The sequence below is a fragment of the Vineibacter terrae genome (assembly GCF_008039615.1).
Classification (GTDB): Bacteria; Pseudomonadota; Alphaproteobacteria; order Reyranellales; family Reyranellaceae; genus Vineibacter; species Vineibacter terrae.
Genome location: NZ_VDUZ01000003.1, coordinates 98,076 through 115,131, shown reverse-complemented (window position 1 = coordinate 115,131; position 17,056 = coordinate 98,076). Strand labels below are relative to the sequence as shown.

The window sequence follows — 17,056 nt, the reverse complement described above, 5'->3', positions numbered from 1 at the left end:
CAACCCGTCCAGTGCCGCCACCGGAGGAAACCCATGACCGACGCCCATATCTGGCAAGACTATCCCATCCTGCCGGATGACGGCACGGCGGGCACGCTGATCGGCCGCGTCTGGCGGCCGGGACGGGGCGGCGACATCGGCGGGCCCAGCGTCGTTGCGATCCGCGCCGACGGCGTGTTCGACATCACGCATGTGGCGCCGACCACGTCGGCCCTGCTCAACCTCGCCGACCCGGCAACGAAGGTGCGCGGCGGCGCCGGCGAGCGGCTGGGCGCGCTCGACGATATCGTGGCCAACACCACGGCTGACGCCCGCGACACCGCCCTGCCCTGGCTGCTGGCGCCGATCGACCTGCAGGCGGTGAAGGCGGCCGGCGTGACCTTCGCGGTCAGCCTGCTGGAGCGCCTGATCGAAGAACAGGCCAAGGGCGATCCGGCGCGTGCCGACGGCGTGCGCCGGGAGCTGAGCGCCGCGGTCGGCGCCGACATCGCGCGCGTGAAGCCCGGCTCGCCGCAAGCCGAGCAGCTCAAGCAGACCCTGATCAAGAAGGGACTGTGGTCGCCCTATCTGGAGGTCGGCATCGGCCCGCATGCCGAGATCTTCACCAAGGCGCCGCCGATGGCCTCGGTGGGCTATGGCGTCGAAGTCGGCGTGCGTGCCGATTCGGACTGGAGCAACCCCGAGCCGGAGGTGGTGCTGGTGGTCAACGCGCAGGGCCAGATCGTCGGCGCGACCCTGGGCAACGACGTCAACCTGCGCGACATGGAAGGCCGCTCCGCCCTGCTGCTGGGCAAGGCCAAGGACAACAACGCCTCCTCTGCCGTCGGCCCCTTCATCCGGCTGTTCGACGCGACGTTCTCGATCGACGATGTGCGCAAGGCCGAGGTGCAGCTCGACGTGCTGGGGCCGGACCAGTTCCACCTCAAGGGCCGCAGCGATCTGGGCCAGATCAGCCGCGACCCCACCGAGCTGGTGCAGCAAGCCATGGGCCAGCACCATCAGTATCCGGACGGCATGGTGCTCTACACCGGCACGCTGTTCGCGCCCAGCCAGCCGCGCACGCCCGGCGGCGCCGGCTTCACGCATGTGCTGGGCGACCATGTCGTGATCCGCTCGCCCAAGCTGGGCACCCTGATGAACCGGGTCAATCGCTGCGACGCCATCCCGCCATGGACGTTCGGCACCGGCGCGCTGATGCAGAACCTCGCGGCCCGCGGGCTGCTGTGACAACGAAAGAAAGGCAACGGCGATGACGGAACTCTGGCAGCTCTCGGCGCAAGACCTGCGGGACAAAATCGCAGGCAAGGAGGTCTCGCCCGTCGAGGTCACCAAGACGGTGCTGGCGCGCATCGAGCGGCTGCAGCCCAGGCTCAATGCCTTTATCACGATCTGCCACGACCAGGCGCTGGCAGCGGCGCAGCGCGCCGAGGACGCCGTCATGAAGGACGAGCCGCTGGGCGTCCTGCACGGCGTGCCCTATGGCGTGAAGGATCTCGTCAACACGGCCGGCGTGCGCACCACGTTCGGCTCCCTGCTCTACAAGGACAACGTCCCCACCGAGGATGCCGTGGCGGCGGCGCGCATGAAGGCGGCGGGCGGCATCCTGATCGGCAAGACCACCACGCCCGAGTTCGGCCACAAGGCCTTGACCGATGCGCCGCTGTTCGGCCGCTCCGGCAACGCCTGGGACCAGACGCGCAGCTGCGGCGGCTCCAGCGGTGGCGCGGCGGCGGCGGTCGCGGCCGGCCTCGGACCGGTGGGCATCGCCACCGACGGCGGCGGCTCGACGCGCATCCCGGCGGCCTGCAACGGCCTGGTCGGCATCAAGCCGACCCTGGGCACCATCCCGCACAGCCAGGTGCAGGACGCGTTCGGCAACTACACCTATGTCACGCCGATCTCCCGCACGGTGATGGACACGGCGCTGCAGATGCAGGCGATGGCCGGGCCGCATGCCAGCGATCCCTGGTCGATCGGCGTGGCGGCGCAGGACTACGTCGCCGCCGCCCGGCCCGAGGGCGACCTGAAGGGCAAGCGCATCCTGTGGTCGCTGACGCTGGGCAACACCGTCGTGTCGCAGGACGTGCGGACCGCGTTCGAGGCGGCGCTGCAGCGGCTGCGCGCGCTGGGCGCCGAGCTGGTCGAGCTGGGCGAGGCGCTGCCGCCGATGGAGCCGGTCTGGCGCGTGATCAACCACGTCACGTGGCGCGCGCGGTTTGCCGACATGATCGCCAAGAACGGCAACCAGATGACCCCGTCTCTGGTGCGGCAGGTCCAGTCGGCGGCGGACTGGAGCGCCATCGACTACCAGAAGGCGATGTTCACGCGCGCCGAGATCTTCCGTCGCATCCAGGGCTGGCTCGAGACCCATGACTGGTTCGTGACACCCACCCTGACGCGCACGGCGCTACCGATCGACCAGGACCTGTTCGACCCGATCACCATCGACGGACAGGTCGTGGGCGAGTTGCGCAGCAACCTCTTCCCCTACACCATGCCGTTCAACATCACCGGCCATCCGGCCATGAGCCTGTGCTGCGGCTTCGGCAGCGACGGCCTGCCGATCGGCCTGCACATCGTCGGCCGCTTCCGCGACGACGCCTCGGTGATCCGCCTGGGCGCGCTCTACGAGGCGAGCGAGGCCTGGATGCAGCGCTGGCCGGCGCTGTGACAGACACTTGTTCCGCCAGGCGAACTTGACACCTCGCACGACAGAAGTGCGACGTTTGATGGTTCGACAGGATCACGATGGCGACTACACTGCCGTCCAACGTTTTCATTGATTACTTTTGACGGACGGGAGCGACGATGCCCGACACAGTGACCCTGCCCCAGGCAGCCCGCGCCGACGCCGCTGACGGTCCGGCGACCGAGCATTTCGATGTCGTGATCGTGGGCGCCGGCATCTCCGGCATCGGCGCCGCTTATCACCTCGCGACGCAGCGTCCCGGCACCAGCTTCGCGATCCTGGAGTCGCAGGAGAGCTTCGGCGGGACATGGCTCACCCATCGTTACCCGGGCATCCGTTCCGACAGCGACCTCTACACCTTCGGCTATCGCTTCAAGCCCTGGACCAGCGCGCCGATCGCGACGGCGGCCGAGATCCGGACCTACATGGGCGAGGTGATCCGGGACAACGACCTGGAGCGCCATATCCGCTACGGCCACAAGATCGGCGCGGCGCGCTGGTCGAGCACCGACAGCCAGTGGACCCTGGAGGCGGTGCGCGCCGACACCGGCGAGACGGTGCGCATCAGCGCCAACTTCCTGTGGATGTGCCAGGGCTACTACCGCCACGACGAGGGCTACACGCCGCAATGGCCCGGCATGGAGTCGTTCCAGGGCCGCATCGTGCACCCGCAGACCTGGCCGCAGGACCTCGACTACAAGGGCAAGAAGGTGGTCGTGATCGGCTCGGGCGCGACGGCCGCCACGCTGGTGCCGGCGATCGCCGAGGACGTCGAGCACGTCATCATGCTGCAGCGCACGCCGACCTACTTCATCCCGGCGCGCAACGCCAACCAGCTGGCCGACACGCTGCGCGAGCTGCAGATCGACGAGACCTGGATCCACGAGATCGTGCGCCGCAAGATCATCTACGATCAGGCCGTCTTCACCCGCCGCGCCTTCGAGGAGCCCGACGCGGTGAAGAAGGAGCTGCTGGCTGGCGTGCGCGCGCACCTGGGGCCCGACTACGATGTCGACAAGCACTTCACGCCCAGCTACCGGCCGTGGCGCCAGCGCATCGCCTACGTGCCCGACGGCGACCTGTTCAAGGGCGTGCGCAGCGGCAAGGCCTCGGTCGTCACCGACGAGATCGAGCGCTTCACCGCCAAGGGCATCCTGCTGAAATCCGGCCAGGAGCTCGAGGCCGACATCGTCGTCTCCGCCACCGGCTTCCACCTCAACGTGCTGGGCGACATCGACTTCGCCATCGACGGCAAGCCATTGGTGTTCTCCGACACCGTGACTTATCGCGGCATGATGTTCACCGGCGTGCCCAACATGGCCTGGGTGTTCGGCTATTTCCGTGCCAGCTGGACGCTGCGCGCCGACCTGGTCGGCGACTTCGTGTGCCGCCTGCTGGCGCACATGAAGGAAAAGGGCGCCCGCCGCGTCGAGGTGGCGCTGCGCCCCGAGGACAAGGACATGAAGCTGCTGTCCTGGATCGACACGGAGAACTTCAATCCCGGCTACATCCTGCGCGGCATGCACCTGCTGCCCAGGCGCGGCGAGAAGCCGGAATGGCAGCACACCCAGGACTACTGGGGCGAGAAGGACATCTTCCCGGCCATCGACCTCGACGACCCCGCCTTCGTCTACCGCTGAGGCCGTGCGAGCCTCCAGTCATCCCGAGCGTTTGTGATTTCAACCTTCCCCCGGAGGGGGAAGGCAATCGCATATGGCGCCATGAAAGCTAACCACAGAGACATAGAGGCACAGAGACAACACAGAGAACAAGGAGTTGCGCGCCTTCGGCGCGCCGTGGCGTCTTCCTCTGTGTGACCTCTGTGTCTCTGTACTACTAACCCCAAGAATCTTCGCGAGCCGCGGTGATTTGGTAGCCTTCATGGTGAGCCTGTCGAACCATGAAGGCGTCGCACGGGCAGTGGTGCGGCGCCTCATGGTTCGACAAGCTCACCATGAAGCGCTTCCTCCGCCCTTTGGGTTGCGGCCAAAGGCTGCGCTGTGCCTCTGTGGTTCGCCTTCTGACGGTTTGGCCGATACGGTGCGCCATTGGCGAGAGAGCCTTCGCTGCGCTCGGGATGACAACCGGCCGCCGCTTCCGCGCGGCATTTGCCGGCGCTAGAGTCAGCGGCCCAACGATAGGAGCAAGGCTCATGGAGCTCGTCATCCCCAGCGCCGCCAGCATCGGCCTGTTCGCCGCCGCGGCGCTCGTGCTGCTGCTGACGCCCGGCCCGGCCGTCCTTTTCATCGTCGCCCGCTCCGTCGAGCAGGGCCGCCTCGCGGGCTTCATCTCGGACCTCGGCATCCACACCGCGACGCTGGTGCATGTGGCGGCGGCGGCGCTCGGCCTCTCGGCGCTGCTGGCGTCCTCGGCCCTGGCGTTCAGCATCGTCAAATACGCCGGCGCCGCCTACCTGATCTGGATCGGCCTCAGGAAGATCTTCGGGCGCGCCGAGGCGGCGGACGAAGGCCAGGCCCTGACACGCTACAGCTACCGCCGGTTGTTCCGTGACGGCTTCATCGTGAACCTGCTCAACCCCAAGACGGCGCTGTTCTTCCTGGCCTTCCTGCCGCAGTTCGTCGAGGTGAGCCGCGGCCATGTCGCCACACAGATCGCCTTCCTCGGGATCCTGTTCGCCGCCATCGGCTTCGTGACAGACGGCTGCTACGCGCTGGCCGCCGGCACCGCCGGAAGCTGGCTCAAGCGCAGCCGCGGCTACCTCAAGCTCGAGCGCTATGTCACCGGCAGCCTGTTCATCGGCCTGGGCGTGACCGCGGCGTTCACCGGCAACGGCAAGAAGTAGCGTCGGCAGGCTTAGACCGCCAGCGGCGCGAGCTTGTCCCAGAGCAGGCTCACGCCGTGGCCTGGGCGCTCCGGCGCGATGGCGTTGCCCTCGACGATGCCCATGGGCTCGGCCATGTAGCGGTCGAGACCGAAGCCGTGGACCTCGAGATAGGACCGGTTGGGCGCGGCCGCCAGCAGGTGCACCGTCAGGTCGTGCACGCCATGCGAGGTGACGGGCAGGTTGAACGCCTCAGCCAGGCGGCAGACCTTCATGAACACCGTGACCCCGCCGCAGTTGCTGACATCGGGCTCGGGATAGGTGACGCCGCCGGCGCTGATCATCTGCTGGAACTCGTAGAGCGTGTGGAGGTTCTCGCCGGTGGCGATCGGCACCCCACCCTGGGCCACGATGCGCGCATGGCCGGCGACGTCGTCGGGTATCGTCGGCTCCTCCAGCCACACCAGGTTGAACTCGGCCAGCGCCCGCGCCGCGGCGACGGCTTGGTCGACTGACCAGCCCATGTTGGCGTCGGCCATCAGCGGGAAGCCGTCACCCAGCTTCCGGCGCATGGCGCGCACGCGCTCGACGTCCTCGCTCAGGCGCGCCCGGCCCACCTTCATCTTGATGGCGCGGAAGCCCTGCGCCAGGAAGCCGTCGCTCTGCGCCAGCAGCTTGTCGAGCGGAAACTGCAGGTCGATGCCGCCGGCATAGCACGGGACGTTCGGATCGAAGCCGCCGAGCAGCCGCCACAGCGGCTTGCCGACCCGCCGCGCCGCCAGATCCCACAGGGCGATGTCGACGGCGGAGATCGCCAGCGCCGAGAGCCCGCCGCGGCCGCCGTAATGCGTGCCCCACCACATGCGCTGCCACAGGGCTTCGATGCGCTCGCTGTCCTGGCCCAGCAGCAGCGGCGCCAGGTCGTCGCGCACCACCGAGGCAACAGCGCGGCCGCCGTGGCCGACGGTGTAGGTGTAGCCCAGCCCCTCGCCGCCGTCGGCGTCGCGCAGCCGCACGGTGATGAGGGCGAAGTGATGGATGTCGCCGTGCGTGCTGTCCGACAGCACGACCGGCAACGGCACGTGATAGCAGCCGACCTCGAGCGCAGCGATCGCAGTCATGGTGTCCTCCCCACCGATTCTGGACGGCCCAGAAGACGCTTCATGGTGAGCTTGTCGAACCATGAAGCGCCCGCATCACCAACTGTACGACGCCTTCATGGTTCGACAAGCTCACCATGAAGGCTACTGGGCCGGTCCCATTCATTTCAATCCATGCACCGCTTCGCACATAGCTGCCGCGACGCGAGCGCGGATCGGGCGACTCGACGGTGTTCGTGCAGTATGGCCAAATTCTACAAATGCGCTCGTGGAAGCGTAGCTACGGAGGAAGCGACCCATGCACGATCTGGTAATCCGCGGTGGCACGATCGTCGACGGCAGCGGTGCCGAGGCGGCCGAGGGTGACGTCGCGATCGACGGCGGCACCATCACGTCGGTCGGCGGCAAGGCCGGCAGCGGCCGCGAGGAAGTCGATGCCCGCGGCCTCGTCGTGACGCCGGGCTGGGTCGACATCCATACCCACTACGACGGCCAGGTGACGTGGGATCCGCATCTGACGCCGTCGGGCTGGCACGGTGTCACCACGGCCGTGATGGGCAATTGCGGCGTCGGCTTCGCGCCGGCGCGGCCGGACCGCCACGACTGGCTGATCGGCCTGATGGAAGGCGTCGAGGACATCCCCGGCACGGCGCTGTCCGAAGGCATCCGCTGGGACTGGGAGACGTTCCCGGAATATCTCGATGCGCTGGAGAAGATGCCGCGGTCCCTCGACGTGGCGACGCAGGTGCCGCACGGCGCCGTGCGCGCCTATGTGATGGGCGATCGCGGCGCCGACAACGAGATCGCGAGCGCCGACGACATCGCGCAGATGGCCGCCATCGTCGCCGACGGCGTGCGCGCCGGCGCGCTGGGCTTCTCGACCTCGCGCACCCGCCTGCACCGCGCCATCGACGGCCGCGAGGTGCCGGGCACCTTCGCCAATGCCACGGAGATGATGGAGCTGGGCCGCGCCGTGAAGCGCGGCGGCTATGGCGTGGTGGAGATCGCCTCCGACCTGACGCCCAAGCAGGACGAGTTCGCCTGGATGACGGCGCTGTCGCGCGAGACCGGCCTGCCCATCACCTACGCCCTGGTGCAGAACGAGCTGCAGCCGGGCAAGTGGCGCGAGCTGCTCGACCAGACGGCGCAGGCGCGCGCCCAGGGCGCCAACATCACGGCCCAGGTCGGCTGCCGGCCGGTCGGCATGCTGCTGGGCCTGCAGAGCCGCGTGCATCCGTTCGTCGCGCACCCGTCCTACATGGCGATCGCCGACAAGCCGCTGGACGAGCGCGTGCGGCTGATGCGCGACCCGGCGCTGAAGGCGCGCATCCTGGCCGAGACCACCACCATCACCGACCGCTTCCGCCGCCGGCCGATGGAGCAGTTCGACAACATGTTCGCGCTGGGCGATCCGCCCAACTACGAGCCGCCGCCGGAGCAGTCGATCGGGCGCCTTGCCGCTACGGCCGGCCGCGAGCCGAACGAGTACGTCTACGAGCTGCTGCTGCAGCGCGGCGGGCGCGAGTTCCTGTATTTCCCGTCGCTGAACTATGCCGACCGCAACTTCGATGCGCTCGACACCATGCTGCGCCATCCCAACACGGTGCTCAGCCTGTCGGACGGCGGCGCCCATTGCGGCATCATCTGCGATGCCAGCGCCCCCACCTTCCTGCTGACGCACTGGGTCAAGGGCCGCACGCGCGGGCCGCGGCTGACGCTGGAGCAGGCCGTGCACCTGCAGACCCGCCGCACGGCCGAGGTCTACGGCCTGCGCGACCGCGGCCTGCTCAAGGCCGGCCTGAAGGCCGACATCAACGTCATCGACTTCGACAACATGCGGCTGGACCCGCCTGTGATGGCCTACGACCTGCCGGCCGACGGCCGCCGCCTGCTGCAGCGCGGCAGCGGCTATCGCGCCACCATCGTCTCCGGCCAGGTGACATGGCGCGACGGCGAGGCGACGGGCGCCCTGCCCGGCCGCCTCGTCCGCGGGCCACAGGCGGCGTGACAGGCGCTTCTACGCTCCGCGCGGCGCGAGCTGCGCCTCGTTGCGCTTCGCCGACAGCAGCGCGAGCTGCTCCTGCGCCGGCTGGCTGGCGGCTCGGGCCACCGTCGCATCGCGCAGGTCGTTGGCGGCGCGCGCTCGCGCCGCGGCGATCTCCAGCTCGATCTCGCGCGTCATCAGGCGCGCCAGCACGATGCTGTTGGCGACAACCGCGTCACCCGGCTGCACCGATGATGCGTCGAGCACGCCGTCGTAGGGCGCGGACACCACCTGCTGCCAGTCAGGCTGCAGGGTTGCCGGCGCTTCGACCACCGCCGCCCGCGGCAGCACCGCCAGCACGCCGATGACCGCGGCAATGCCAGCCATGGCAATCAGCCATGTACGGCGCGACCGCGGGTTCAGCCGCGGCGGCCGTGGCGACAGGGTGCGCTCCAGCAGGGCCAAGGCAGATGCGAGGCCGGGCGCTGCTTCGGCGGGCACCGCGCCTTCGCGAAAAGTCGTGGCAAGTCCCAGGCGGTGGTTGGGTCCCATCAGCGCCAGCAGCGGAGAGGCGCCGAACCGCGCGGCATAGGCCTGCTGCGCCGGGGTCGGCGGACCATCGGCGGACGTCGCCAGCGGCTCGTCGTGATCGCCTCTGTAGCCGCGGAGCTCGCTTGCGCACACTACAAGACGCTGTTCCAGTGATCCTGCCGTAGTCACCCCGGAAATGCGCAAGGCGACCGAGGCTGGCATAGTGCCAGGAACGCACCAGAGCAGGCGCAGGAGATCGAGGGGGGAGCGATGTCTCAGGACCGTCAGGCCAAGCTGTTGGCTATTTTCTTTGCACTTGTGACAGTATCCCTCATCCTCGTTCTGGCCTGGGATATGAGCACCCCAAACGGTCTCGCCACCGCGACCTTCGAGCCGCGGCTTGGAAAGTGACAGGTATTTACGACGAACGGCGGATGAGAACGGGCTGTCGAAGTGTTCTCGCCATCCTTGGCAAAAGATGGCCTCGGCGCGACTGCGGTCCGCGGCGCCTGACGCAACGCCTCCCTCTGCTCACTCCGGGAAGAGGAACGTCACGAGCGCGCGCACACCTACGCCATGCGGACCAGTATCCGGACTGGATGCCCAGTAGCGCATGCCGACCCCGAGGCTCACGGGCTGATGCCCGACATGAACGAGCTTGGAGATGAGGAAGTTCACCGGCACGGACCACTTCTCGGCCTTCCAGTCGTAGGTCGTCTCCGTATCTCACCATCATAGTTGAACTGGAACGGCACGCTGATGAGGCTGGCGACGGGATTGCTGAGCTGCTTGGCCAGATCCTCGGCGGACTTGCTGCTCTGGGCCATCGCCGGCGCACCTGACAGGGACGCAAGCAGGCAGCCTACAGCGGCCCATTTCCGATCACGGCAGCGCTGCGCGCTCCTCCGCACGCCACGCTCGATTCGAGTTTGGCCGCCCGCCGGCATGCTGACGTTCTGCTGGCGGTCGACAACGGACAATGGCATGGCGGGGCTCCGGAAGAACTGTGGCGGCAGGCCTGGATGTTGTCGCCGAAGCGCGCCATGGGCGTGAAGTCGGGAATCGTCGCTCGCCTAAAACCAGGTCATATCTCAGCACGCCCTTTGACCATGACAGGCGGCAATGCTGCCGAACCGAGGATGTTCGTCTAGCCGAAATGCGAATGCCTTCGGCAGGCTGAGCCGCAATTCGGCACGTGCCACTCGAACATGAGCTTCCCGCCGCTGCGCAGGCGGTGTAATTGTTCCCGGCAAGTCGACGTATTCCCCGGTTGTGGGAGTGTGGGAAGTTGCAAGCCATCCTTTCGTTGCCGGCAGTCGTCGCTGTCGGTCTGTTCCTGATCACCATCGCCGCGTTGGAAGTGGGGTATCTCATCGGCCGCAGGAGCGGTGCCAGGGATGAGGACTTCACGTCACAGCTGAGCGTGATCCGCGGCGCGGCATTGGCGTTGCTGACCTTCCTGATCGGCTTTGCCTTCTCCGGTGCCGGCTCCCGCTATATCGACCGGCTGGACATGATCGTGAAGGAAGCCAACGCGATCGGGACCGCGTATTTGCGCACGATGGTCCTGCCCGAGCCGCAACGCTCGGATCTGCAGGAGACCCTGCGGCAATACACGGCCGATCGTATTGCCATCATGCAATCGCAGGATCAGGCCGAGATGGATCGGGTGATCGCCAGGGCATCGCAGCACCATACGAGGATGTGGGATGCCGTCTTGAAGGGGGTGGCCGGAGATCCACAGCTCATGCTCGTCGTGCTGCCGCCGTTCAACGACCTCATCGACCTTCACACCACCCATTTGTCCGCATCGCGACGGCACATCCCGATGCTCGTCCTGGGCCTGCTCGTTGCAATCGCCGTGCTCGGGTTTGTCCTGGTCGGCTACGGCAACGGCCTGAAGAAGCGTCGCTATCCGGTCCTCAACGGCCTGTTCTGTGCCATAACCGCGACGGCCTTCTGGATGACCATAGATTTGGATCGGCCGCACTACGGGCTCATCCGCGCCAGCTACCAGCCGTATATCGATCAGCTTGCGTCAATGAAGCCGTGATTTCAGGACACCGGTTGCACCCGGTGCAGGGTTCCTTACACCGGCCGGTCGCCCGCCAGCGTGATGCGATGCAGGATGCGGCGATAGCCGTGGTAGTCGTTGATCGGGTTGTGCATGGCGCAGCGGTTGTCCCAGAGCGCCAGCGAACCCGCCTGCCAGCGGAACCGGCAGGTGAATTCCGGCCGCACCTGATGCTGGAACAGGAAGTCGAGCAGCGGCTGGCTTTCCTTCACCGTCCAGTCCTTGAACTGAGTCGTGTGGCCGGTATTGAGATAAAGCGCCTTGCGCCCGGTTTCGGGGTGGGTGCGCACGACGGGATGCTCGGCGATCAGCGTCTTCTGCGCCTCGCCCGCCGCCTTCAATCGGTCCTCGCGCGTCTTGGACGCATCGGCCTTGAGCGAGGAGCTGATGCCGACCAGGCCGTCGAGGATGCGGCGCAGGCCGTCGGACAATGCTTCGTAGGCCAGGTACTGATTGGCAAACTCGGTATCGCCGCCGTAGGGCGGGATCTCCTTGGCGTAGAGCATGCTCGCCATCGGCGGGCGCTCCAGATAGGTCGTGTCGGAGTGCCAGACGCCGCCGAAATTGGTGCGCTCGTGCTCCAGCTTCATCACCGGCGTGATCAGCGGCTCCTCGGGCAGGCCCTTGAGCTGCGGATACTCCATCGGCTCGCCCAGGCGGCGCGCGAACGCGACCTGCTGCGCCGGCGTCAGCGCCTGGCCGCGAAAGAACACGACGAGGTGGTCGAGCCACGCCTGGCGGATCTCGGCGACGACATCGTCGTCGAGGTCGCGCGCCAGGTCGACGCCATGCAGCTCGGCGCCCAGGGCGCCGGCGATCGGCTGCACCTCGATATGCCGGAAATTGCGCAGAACCCGTTGGGTCATCTCATTCCCTCCCATCGCCGGGCGGCACATCGGCTACGGCCCATGGCGGTGTCTGCTTGCTCAGGAACGCCTGCATGCCGGCCTGCGTGTCGGGCCGGCGCAGCAAGGCGACCAGCTCGACGGCGGCCGCGTCGAGCACCTCGGCATCGGTCCTGGCCGCGCAGGCCATCACCAGCCGCTTGACCGCGGCCAGGGCCGCCGGCGAGTTGCGGCGGATATCGGCGATCACGGCGTGCAAAGTGGCATTGACCTGATCGTGCGTCTGGCACAGATGGCGGCCGATGCCGAGCGCCAGCGCCTCCTGGGCGTCGATCACGCGGCCGGTGACGGCCAGCTCGCGCAGCGGCCCCTCGCCGATCCGGCGCGCGATGAAGGGCAGCACCTGCGACGGGATGAAGCCGGTGCGCGGCTCGGGAATGCCGAACCGGGCGCTCTGCAGCAGGATCACGACATCGGCGCAGCAAGCCATCCCGAAGCCGCCGCCCACCGCCGGCCCTTCGACGATGGCGATGACCGGGATCGTGAGCGCGTTGAGCGCCAGCAGCACATCGCCGAACAGCCGGTACGGGGCCACCAGGGGATCGGCCTGCCCATCCGGCGGCGGGGGCGGCATGGCGGTCATGGCGCTGATGTCGCCACCGGCGCTGAAGGCGCCGCCGCTGCCGCGCAGCACCAGCACGCGGATCGAGGCGTCGGCGGCCACCCGGGCGACGGCGTCGCCGATCTCCTGCATCATGGCATGCGTGAGCGCGTTGCGCCGCTGCGGCCGGTTCAACGTCAGCCGCGCGACATCGGCGGTCCGTGCCAGCAGGATGGTCTCGTAAACGGGAAACTCGGACATGGCCGGAGTCTAGATGACCGGTCATACCGAAGCAATTGTGGTCCCTGTTTTCAACCACTTAGCAGCTATGACCCGCTGCGGTGGCGTCAGCGGCGACGCCACCATCCGATGCGCTTCGGCCGCCCGGCCTGACGCGACATGATTGGCTTCCCTCAGTCCAGCGACCCAAACCCGGGCCGTAGAGGGGAGCACTCGTTCGAAATCGGCAACCGACGGATAGGCTCTGCCAGGACTGGATAGACGCCGCGGGCGGCGCGTGCAAACTCACCTGGCATGATCGTCCACCGAGTTCTGCAACCGCCGGATCTATCGCGTGCGATCGGTCGGGTCGCGGATGAGAGCCGGATGGTCGATGAGGCCGCGTGGAGGAGCAGTCATGATGTTCTTTCAGGACGCGCAGTTTCCCAGATGCGCCTCCGTCATTCGATTGCGAATCGTAGGCGGAAAGCTCTCCGAACGGGTCCGTTCAGCACTGCTGGAGTGCATCGAGAGTGATGCGCTCGGTACGAAAGCTCTGAGTGCCGGCACCTATCCCAGAGTGAATATCGTCAAGCTGGTAAGCAACGGCGTATGGGATCGTCGTGTCGGCGGACTGTATTCAGGCGACTGCGATCCTGCCGACCTGAACAAAGTCTTCGTCAACTGGAATGTTGCTCAGGATCTGGAGCGATACAACGCCCCCTACAACGCCCGCAATTTCGAGAGAACCCTTTTGCACGAAGTCGTGCACTGGGGTCGCAAGATCGCCGGGAAATCTGGAACAATCGGCGGCATAGAGGCAGGAGACGTATTCGAATTCAAGGCCGGCTACACCAAATTCCAGGGAGATCATGACGACAGGGCATGTCCCTGAAGGGCGTGTGCTCGTAACTCAAGGCGCCGCGGATCACGGCGCGTTTGATGTCCGCTATGCCACCGACAACGCCGCCATGTCCGACATCGCCGATGGTCCACCACATATCGTCAGCGTGCCGCTGCTTGTGACGCCGATGCCGAGTGTGTCGGCATCTGTCCAGGACGATCCTGGCCATCCACTGTCACGACCGCGGTCGGGCCGGAAATGCCAATGGAGGCCGGACTGCTTGTGACGGCGCCGCCGTTCTGGACCGTCAGCGTGCCGGCGGCGCCGTTACCGACCAGGAGCGGTCCAGCTCGGCGTTCCCGCGTCCTCGACGATACCCGGCGACAGCTCAGCAGCCTCGTCGCGACCTTCCGGTCCGACGAGTGCGCCAACTGCTTCGCCAACGCCGGGTACGCTTCCATTGAAACGTGAAACACTCCAGACCTTGCGCTCCGATCGTCCTGACGCGGTCTTTCAGACTGGAAGGCTACCACACGAAGCTCAAATGCTGATGCAGATCCGGCAGGATGGTCACAGTCTGTGTCTTCACTTGACCGTTGAAAGAGGCGCGGATGGTGTAGGTGCCGGTCAGCAGGTCAGCCAGCAGGAACGGCCCCTCTGCGACGGTTTGCAGCACCGTGCGTCCGCGGTTGTTGATCACGCTGACATGCACATCTGCCAGGAAGGCGCCATGGGGTGCGCCCGCCCGCGCAAACTCAAGACCCAGCGCATAGCGCGACATGGACGCCCGAAAGGCGGCGGCCTCGTCCCTGCCAACACCCCCGGTGATGAACGTCACGCTGCCCTGCCGGTGTTCGATCGGGCGGGTGCGCATGGCTTCATACTGGTCGTACCCTCGGTAGTCTCGGTCCATCTGACCTAGCGCCGGCACCGTTGGCGCTGCCAGCAGGCCGACAACCATCGTGAGCTGCGCTATCTTGGTCATGTTTTCCTCCTTCACGCCGTGCGTGCAGGCTTGCCGGCATGACCGCCACGGCGCGTCGAGACGGTGATAAAAACGTGCTCCGGCTGGGAAGGTTCCGAGATGACCGAGGAAACGAGCGGTCGTTCGACCCCAAGCGTGTCTGCCGCGACGCCCGTGAGGCCCCACAAGGACGTGACAGGGTGGGTGCCTGGAAGCCGGGTTAGGCTAAGACTAGCCCTTCGGCAGAACGATCAGCGAAAAGTACGCGCATTCCGCGGACCACCGACTTCGCCGCGACCCGGATGACTGCCTCCTCCGAGGGGGCCGATCGAGGCGCAAGGGCGGCTGGTCGGCAAGGTGACTTCGTTGGAGGTTTGTGGTTTCCACGCGCGTCAGGCATGTTGGCCGAACGGGTGAAAGGTGCAAGCCGACGCGATGCCCTGCCGCCAACGGCGCGGCGCGCCGAAATGTGCGGGAAGAAGCGATCGCAGCCAAAACCCATACCGGAGGGTCGGCCATGCCAATGTCACTGGATGCCGCCGCGGAAGCTTTTCGGGAGGCGATGCGCGAAACCGTCAAGCGGCACTCGCTCTGGTATCTGATCCAGGGAGCGATGCTGGTCGCGGCCGGGGCCCTGGCGATCATCTACCCTGTGATCTCATCCGTGGCGGTGATCGTCCTGCTCGGGTGGCTTTTGGTCATCAGCGGAATCGTTCAAGGCGTCAGCCTGATCGGCGCCCGCCATGCGCCACATTTCTGGCTTCAGCTCATCTCCCTCATCCTTGCCGTGCTGATCGGCTTGCTGTTCCTGCGCGACCCGGAACAGGGGCTGCTGACGATCACCCTGCTCCTGATCGTCTTCTTTATGATCGAAGGCATCTCGAAGGTGGTCTTCGCGCTCACGATCCGGCCGTTTCCCAACTGGGCCTGGGTGCTGGCAAGCGGACTTGTCGGCATTCTGCTCGCGGGGTTGCTGTGGGCCAGTCTGCCGGTGACGGCGCTGTGGTTGATTGGGCTCATGCTTGGGATCAAGCTTATCAGCGTCGGCGCAGCAATTGGATACCTCGCCTGGCAGACAAGGCGGAGTGGGCCCGACCAACCTTCTCCTCCACCGCCCACATGAAAGCAATCGCCGCCTTGCACGATTTCCCAAAGTGGATGCTCATGGGGGGCGCCGCACCTTGTGGTAGCTGAAAACGGCACCAATCGACGTTAGTTCCATAGCCGGCCCGAAGCCACCCGCGGGAAGACAGGCCGTCGCCACAGAGACGACGGCCTGCTGCATGATCATCGTCAATCATGAAGGCGCGGCCTCTGTCCGTACCACCTGTTGGATAGTCGGCCCACCCGCCAGCTCATCGACCTGGAACCCGTCTGCTACCCAACCCGGACAACTCCTCGGCCTACGACACGCCGCCGCGACCCTGTGGCCCCCCTTGCGGCCTTCCGCTATACTGGCCGGCGGTCGCAGCGGCATGGCGCGCATGCCGATTTCCAGGGTCGCCCATGATGTCGCGTACAGTTCGGGTAGTTCTTGCCTCGATCCTCGCCTTGGCCTGTCCGGCCGCTGCCTCGGCCCAGAGCGAGCTTTCCTTCGCCTCGCTGTCCGCGCCCAGCACCGGCCCGGCCCGCGTCATCGGCAGCTATGCCGCTGGCTGCATCTCGGGCGCCGTGCCCCTGCCTTTCGAGGGGCCGGGCTACGAGGTGATCCGCATCAGCCGCAACCGCTACTGGGGCCACAACAGCCTGATCCGCTTCGTGCAGGAGTTCGGGCAGCGGGTACAGGCCAGCCGGCTGGGCCCTGTCTATATCGGCGACATCTCACAACCCCGGGGCGGACGCATGGGCTTCGGCCATGCCAGCCACCAGGTCGGGCTCGATGTCGACATCTGGTTCGAGCTGTCGCCCAAGCCGCGCCTGGCCGCGGCCGCGCGCGAGCAGCCGGTGCTGCGCTCGCTGACCCTGCCGGATGACAGCGGCATCGACGAGTCGGTATGGCAGCCTGGCCATGCCACGCTGCTGCGCCTGGCGTCGGAGCATCCCCTGGTCGACCGCATCTTCGTCAACAAGTGGATCAAGCGGCAGCTGTGCCAGACCGTGACGGGCGACCGATCCTGGCTGCACAAGATCACGCCCTGGTACTTCCACAACGAGCATTTCCATGTGCGCCTCGTGTGCCCGCCCGATAGCCCGGAATGCGTGCGCCAGGCACCGGTGCCGGCCGGTGACGGTTGCGGCAAGTCGCTCGACGACTGGTTCGTGCCGCCGCCGCCCCGGCCGCCCGTGACGACGCCGCCGCCCAAGCCGCGTCCGCCGCGCTATCCCGCTTCCTGCCTGTCGGTGCTGCACGCGCCTTGATTTTTCGGACCGCGGGCGTCCACGCCCGCATCGGCGCGAAGCGGCGAACAGCTGAAATCGCCCTC

14 protein-coding genes are annotated in these 17,056 nt (G+C 66.9%); 9 read left to right on the top strand and 5 right to left on the bottom strand.

All coding sequences use genetic code 11. The annotated features are described in order from the left end of the window. The first annotated feature begins 33 nt into the window (after positions 1-33). The 4 genes from FHP25_RS03610 (at position 34) to FHP25_RS03595 (ending at position 5,492) form a co-directional block, all read left to right on the top strand. A complete protein-coding gene (locus tag FHP25_RS03610) occupies positions 34-1,227 on the top strand; it encodes a fumarylacetoacetate hydrolase family protein (RefSeq protein WP_147845533.1) in 1,194 nt (397 codons plus the stop codon). Between the two features lie 22 nt (positions 1,228-1,249). Next, positions 1,250-2,671 (top strand): amidase, encoded by a 1,422-nt coding sequence (locus FHP25_RS03605; RefSeq protein ID WP_147845532.1) that lies wholly within the window; start codon positions 1,250-1,252, stop codon positions 2,669-2,671. A 137-nt stretch (positions 2,672-2,808) separates the two neighbouring features. Then, on the top strand, positions 2,809-4,329 hold the full coding sequence (locus FHP25_RS03600) for a flavin-containing monooxygenase (RefSeq protein ID WP_147845531.1): 1,521 nt from the start codon (positions 2,809-2,811) through the stop codon (positions 4,327-4,329). A 512-nt stretch (positions 4,330-4,841) separates the two neighbouring features. Beyond that, complete coding sequence (locus tag FHP25_RS03595; protein ID WP_147845530.1) at positions 4,842-5,492, top strand: LysE family translocator; 651 nt, start codon at positions 4,842-4,844, stop codon at positions 5,490-5,492. Positions 5,493-5,503: 11 nt separating this feature from the next. Here the strand turns inward: FHP25_RS03595 and FHP25_RS03590 are convergent, their stop codons facing one another. After that, complete coding sequence (locus tag FHP25_RS03590) at positions 5,504-6,592, bottom strand: mandelate racemase/muconate lactonizing enzyme family protein (protein WP_147845529.1); 1,089 nt, start codon at positions 6,590-6,592, stop codon at positions 5,504-5,506. A 277-nt stretch (positions 6,593-6,869) separates the two neighbouring features. On the opposite strand from FHP25_RS03590, the gene FHP25_RS03585 reads away from it, so the two are divergent. After that, positions 6,870-8,579, top strand: a complete 1,710-nt coding sequence (locus FHP25_RS03585; protein WP_147845528.1) for an N-acyl-D-amino-acid deacylase family protein — start codon at positions 6,870-6,872, stop codon at positions 8,577-8,579. 9 nt (positions 8,580-8,588) lie between these two features. Here FHP25_RS03585 and FHP25_RS03580 read toward each other — a convergent pair whose 3' ends face one another. Further along, positions 8,589-9,239 (bottom strand): HlyD family secretion protein, encoded by a 651-nt coding sequence (locus tag FHP25_RS03580; protein WP_147845527.1) that lies wholly within the window; start codon positions 9,237-9,239, stop codon positions 8,589-8,591. Between the two features lie 1,135 nt (positions 9,240-10,374). Here FHP25_RS03580 and FHP25_RS03575 point away from each other — a divergent pair. After that, the gene (locus FHP25_RS03575) at positions 10,375-11,139 is read left to right on the top strand and encodes a bestrophin-like domain (protein ID WP_147845526.1); all 765 of its coding nucleotides are present in this window, start codon (positions 10,375-10,377) and stop codon (positions 11,137-11,139) included. A gap of 35 nt (positions 11,140-11,174) precedes the next feature. On the opposite strand, the gene FHP25_RS03570 is transcribed toward FHP25_RS03575, so the two are convergent. Further along, positions 11,175-12,026 carry a TauD/TfdA dioxygenase family protein gene (locus FHP25_RS03570; RefSeq protein WP_147845525.1) on the bottom strand — a complete coding sequence of 284 codons (852 nt, stop codon included), beginning with the start codon at positions 12,024-12,026 and terminating at the stop codon, positions 11,175-11,177. Between the two features lies 1 nt (position 12,027). Then, positions 12,028-12,867, bottom strand: coding sequence for an enoyl-CoA hydratase/isomerase family protein (locus FHP25_RS03565; protein ID WP_147845524.1), 840 nt, complete (start codon positions 12,865-12,867; stop codon positions 12,028-12,030). A gap of 376 nt (positions 12,868-13,243) precedes the next feature. On the opposite strand from FHP25_RS03565, the gene FHP25_RS03560 reads away from it, so the two are divergent. Further along, positions 13,244-13,720 (top strand): hypothetical protein, encoded by a 477-nt coding sequence (locus FHP25_RS03560; RefSeq protein WP_178133254.1) that lies wholly within the window; start codon positions 13,244-13,246, stop codon positions 13,718-13,720. Positions 13,721-14,195: 475 nt separating this feature from the next. On the opposite strand, the gene FHP25_RS03555 is transcribed toward FHP25_RS03560, so the two are convergent. After that, positions 14,196-14,654, bottom strand: a complete 459-nt coding sequence (locus FHP25_RS03555) for a carboxypeptidase-like regulatory domain-containing protein (RefSeq protein WP_147845522.1) — start codon at positions 14,652-14,654, stop codon at positions 14,196-14,198. 496 nt (positions 14,655-15,150) lie between these two features. Here FHP25_RS03555 and FHP25_RS03550 point away from each other — a divergent pair, with 496 nt between their 5' ends. Together FHP25_RS03550 and mepA are read left to right on the top strand one after the other, a co-directional pair. Then, on the top strand, positions 15,151-15,756 hold the full coding sequence (locus tag FHP25_RS03550) for an HdeD family acid-resistance protein (RefSeq protein ID WP_147845521.1): 606 nt from the start codon (positions 15,151-15,153) through the stop codon (positions 15,754-15,756). A gap of 383 nt (positions 15,757-16,139) precedes the next feature. Next, positions 16,140-16,991, top strand: coding sequence for a penicillin-insensitive murein endopeptidase (gene mepA / locus FHP25_RS03545; RefSeq protein ID WP_147845520.1), 852 nt, complete (start codon positions 16,140-16,142; stop codon positions 16,989-16,991). Positions 16,992-17,056 lie beyond the last annotated feature (65 nt).

What these genes read in the sequence shown, in the direction of transcription:
- FHP25_RS03610 (WP_147845533.1), top strand. Translation starts at nt 34, where the DNA reads ATGACCGACGCCCATATCTGGCAAGACTATCCCATCCTGCCGGATGAC.
- FHP25_RS03565 (WP_147845524.1), bottom strand. Translation starts at nt 12,867, where the DNA reads ATGTCCGAGTTTCCCGTTTACGAGACCATCCTGCTGGCACGGACCGCC.
- FHP25_RS03600 (WP_147845531.1), top strand. Translation starts at nt 2,809, where the DNA reads ATGCCCGACACAGTGACCCTGCCCCAGGCAGCCCGCGCCGACGCCGCT.
- FHP25_RS03550 (WP_147845521.1), top strand. Translation starts at nt 15,151, where the DNA reads ATGCCAATGTCACTGGATGCCGCCGCGGAAGCTTTTCGGGAGGCGATG.
- mepA (WP_147845520.1), top strand. Translation starts at nt 16,140, where the DNA reads ATGATGTCGCGTACAGTTCGGGTAGTTCTTGCCTCGATCCTCGCCTTG.
- FHP25_RS03560 (WP_178133254.1), top strand. Translation starts at nt 13,244, where the DNA reads ATGATGTTCTTTCAGGACGCGCAGTTTCCCAGATGCGCCTCCGTCATT.
- FHP25_RS03555 (WP_147845522.1), bottom strand. Translation starts at nt 14,654, where the DNA reads ATGACCAAGATAGCGCAGCTCACGATGGTTGTCGGCCTGCTGGCAGCG.
- FHP25_RS03605 (WP_147845532.1), top strand. Translation starts at nt 1,250, where the DNA reads ATGACGGAACTCTGGCAGCTCTCGGCGCAAGACCTGCGGGACAAAATC.
- FHP25_RS03590 (WP_147845529.1), bottom strand. Translation starts at nt 6,592, where the DNA reads ATGACTGCGATCGCTGCGCTCGAGGTCGGCTGCTATCACGTGCCGTTG.
- FHP25_RS03570 (WP_147845525.1), bottom strand. Translation starts at nt 12,026, where the DNA reads ATGACCCAACGGGTTCTGCGCAATTTCCGGCATATCGAGGTGCAGCCG.
- FHP25_RS03595 (WP_147845530.1), top strand. Translation starts at nt 4,842, where the DNA reads ATGGAGCTCGTCATCCCCAGCGCCGCCAGCATCGGCCTGTTCGCCGCC.
- FHP25_RS03585 (WP_147845528.1), top strand. Translation starts at nt 6,870, where the DNA reads ATGCACGATCTGGTAATCCGCGGTGGCACGATCGTCGACGGCAGCGGT.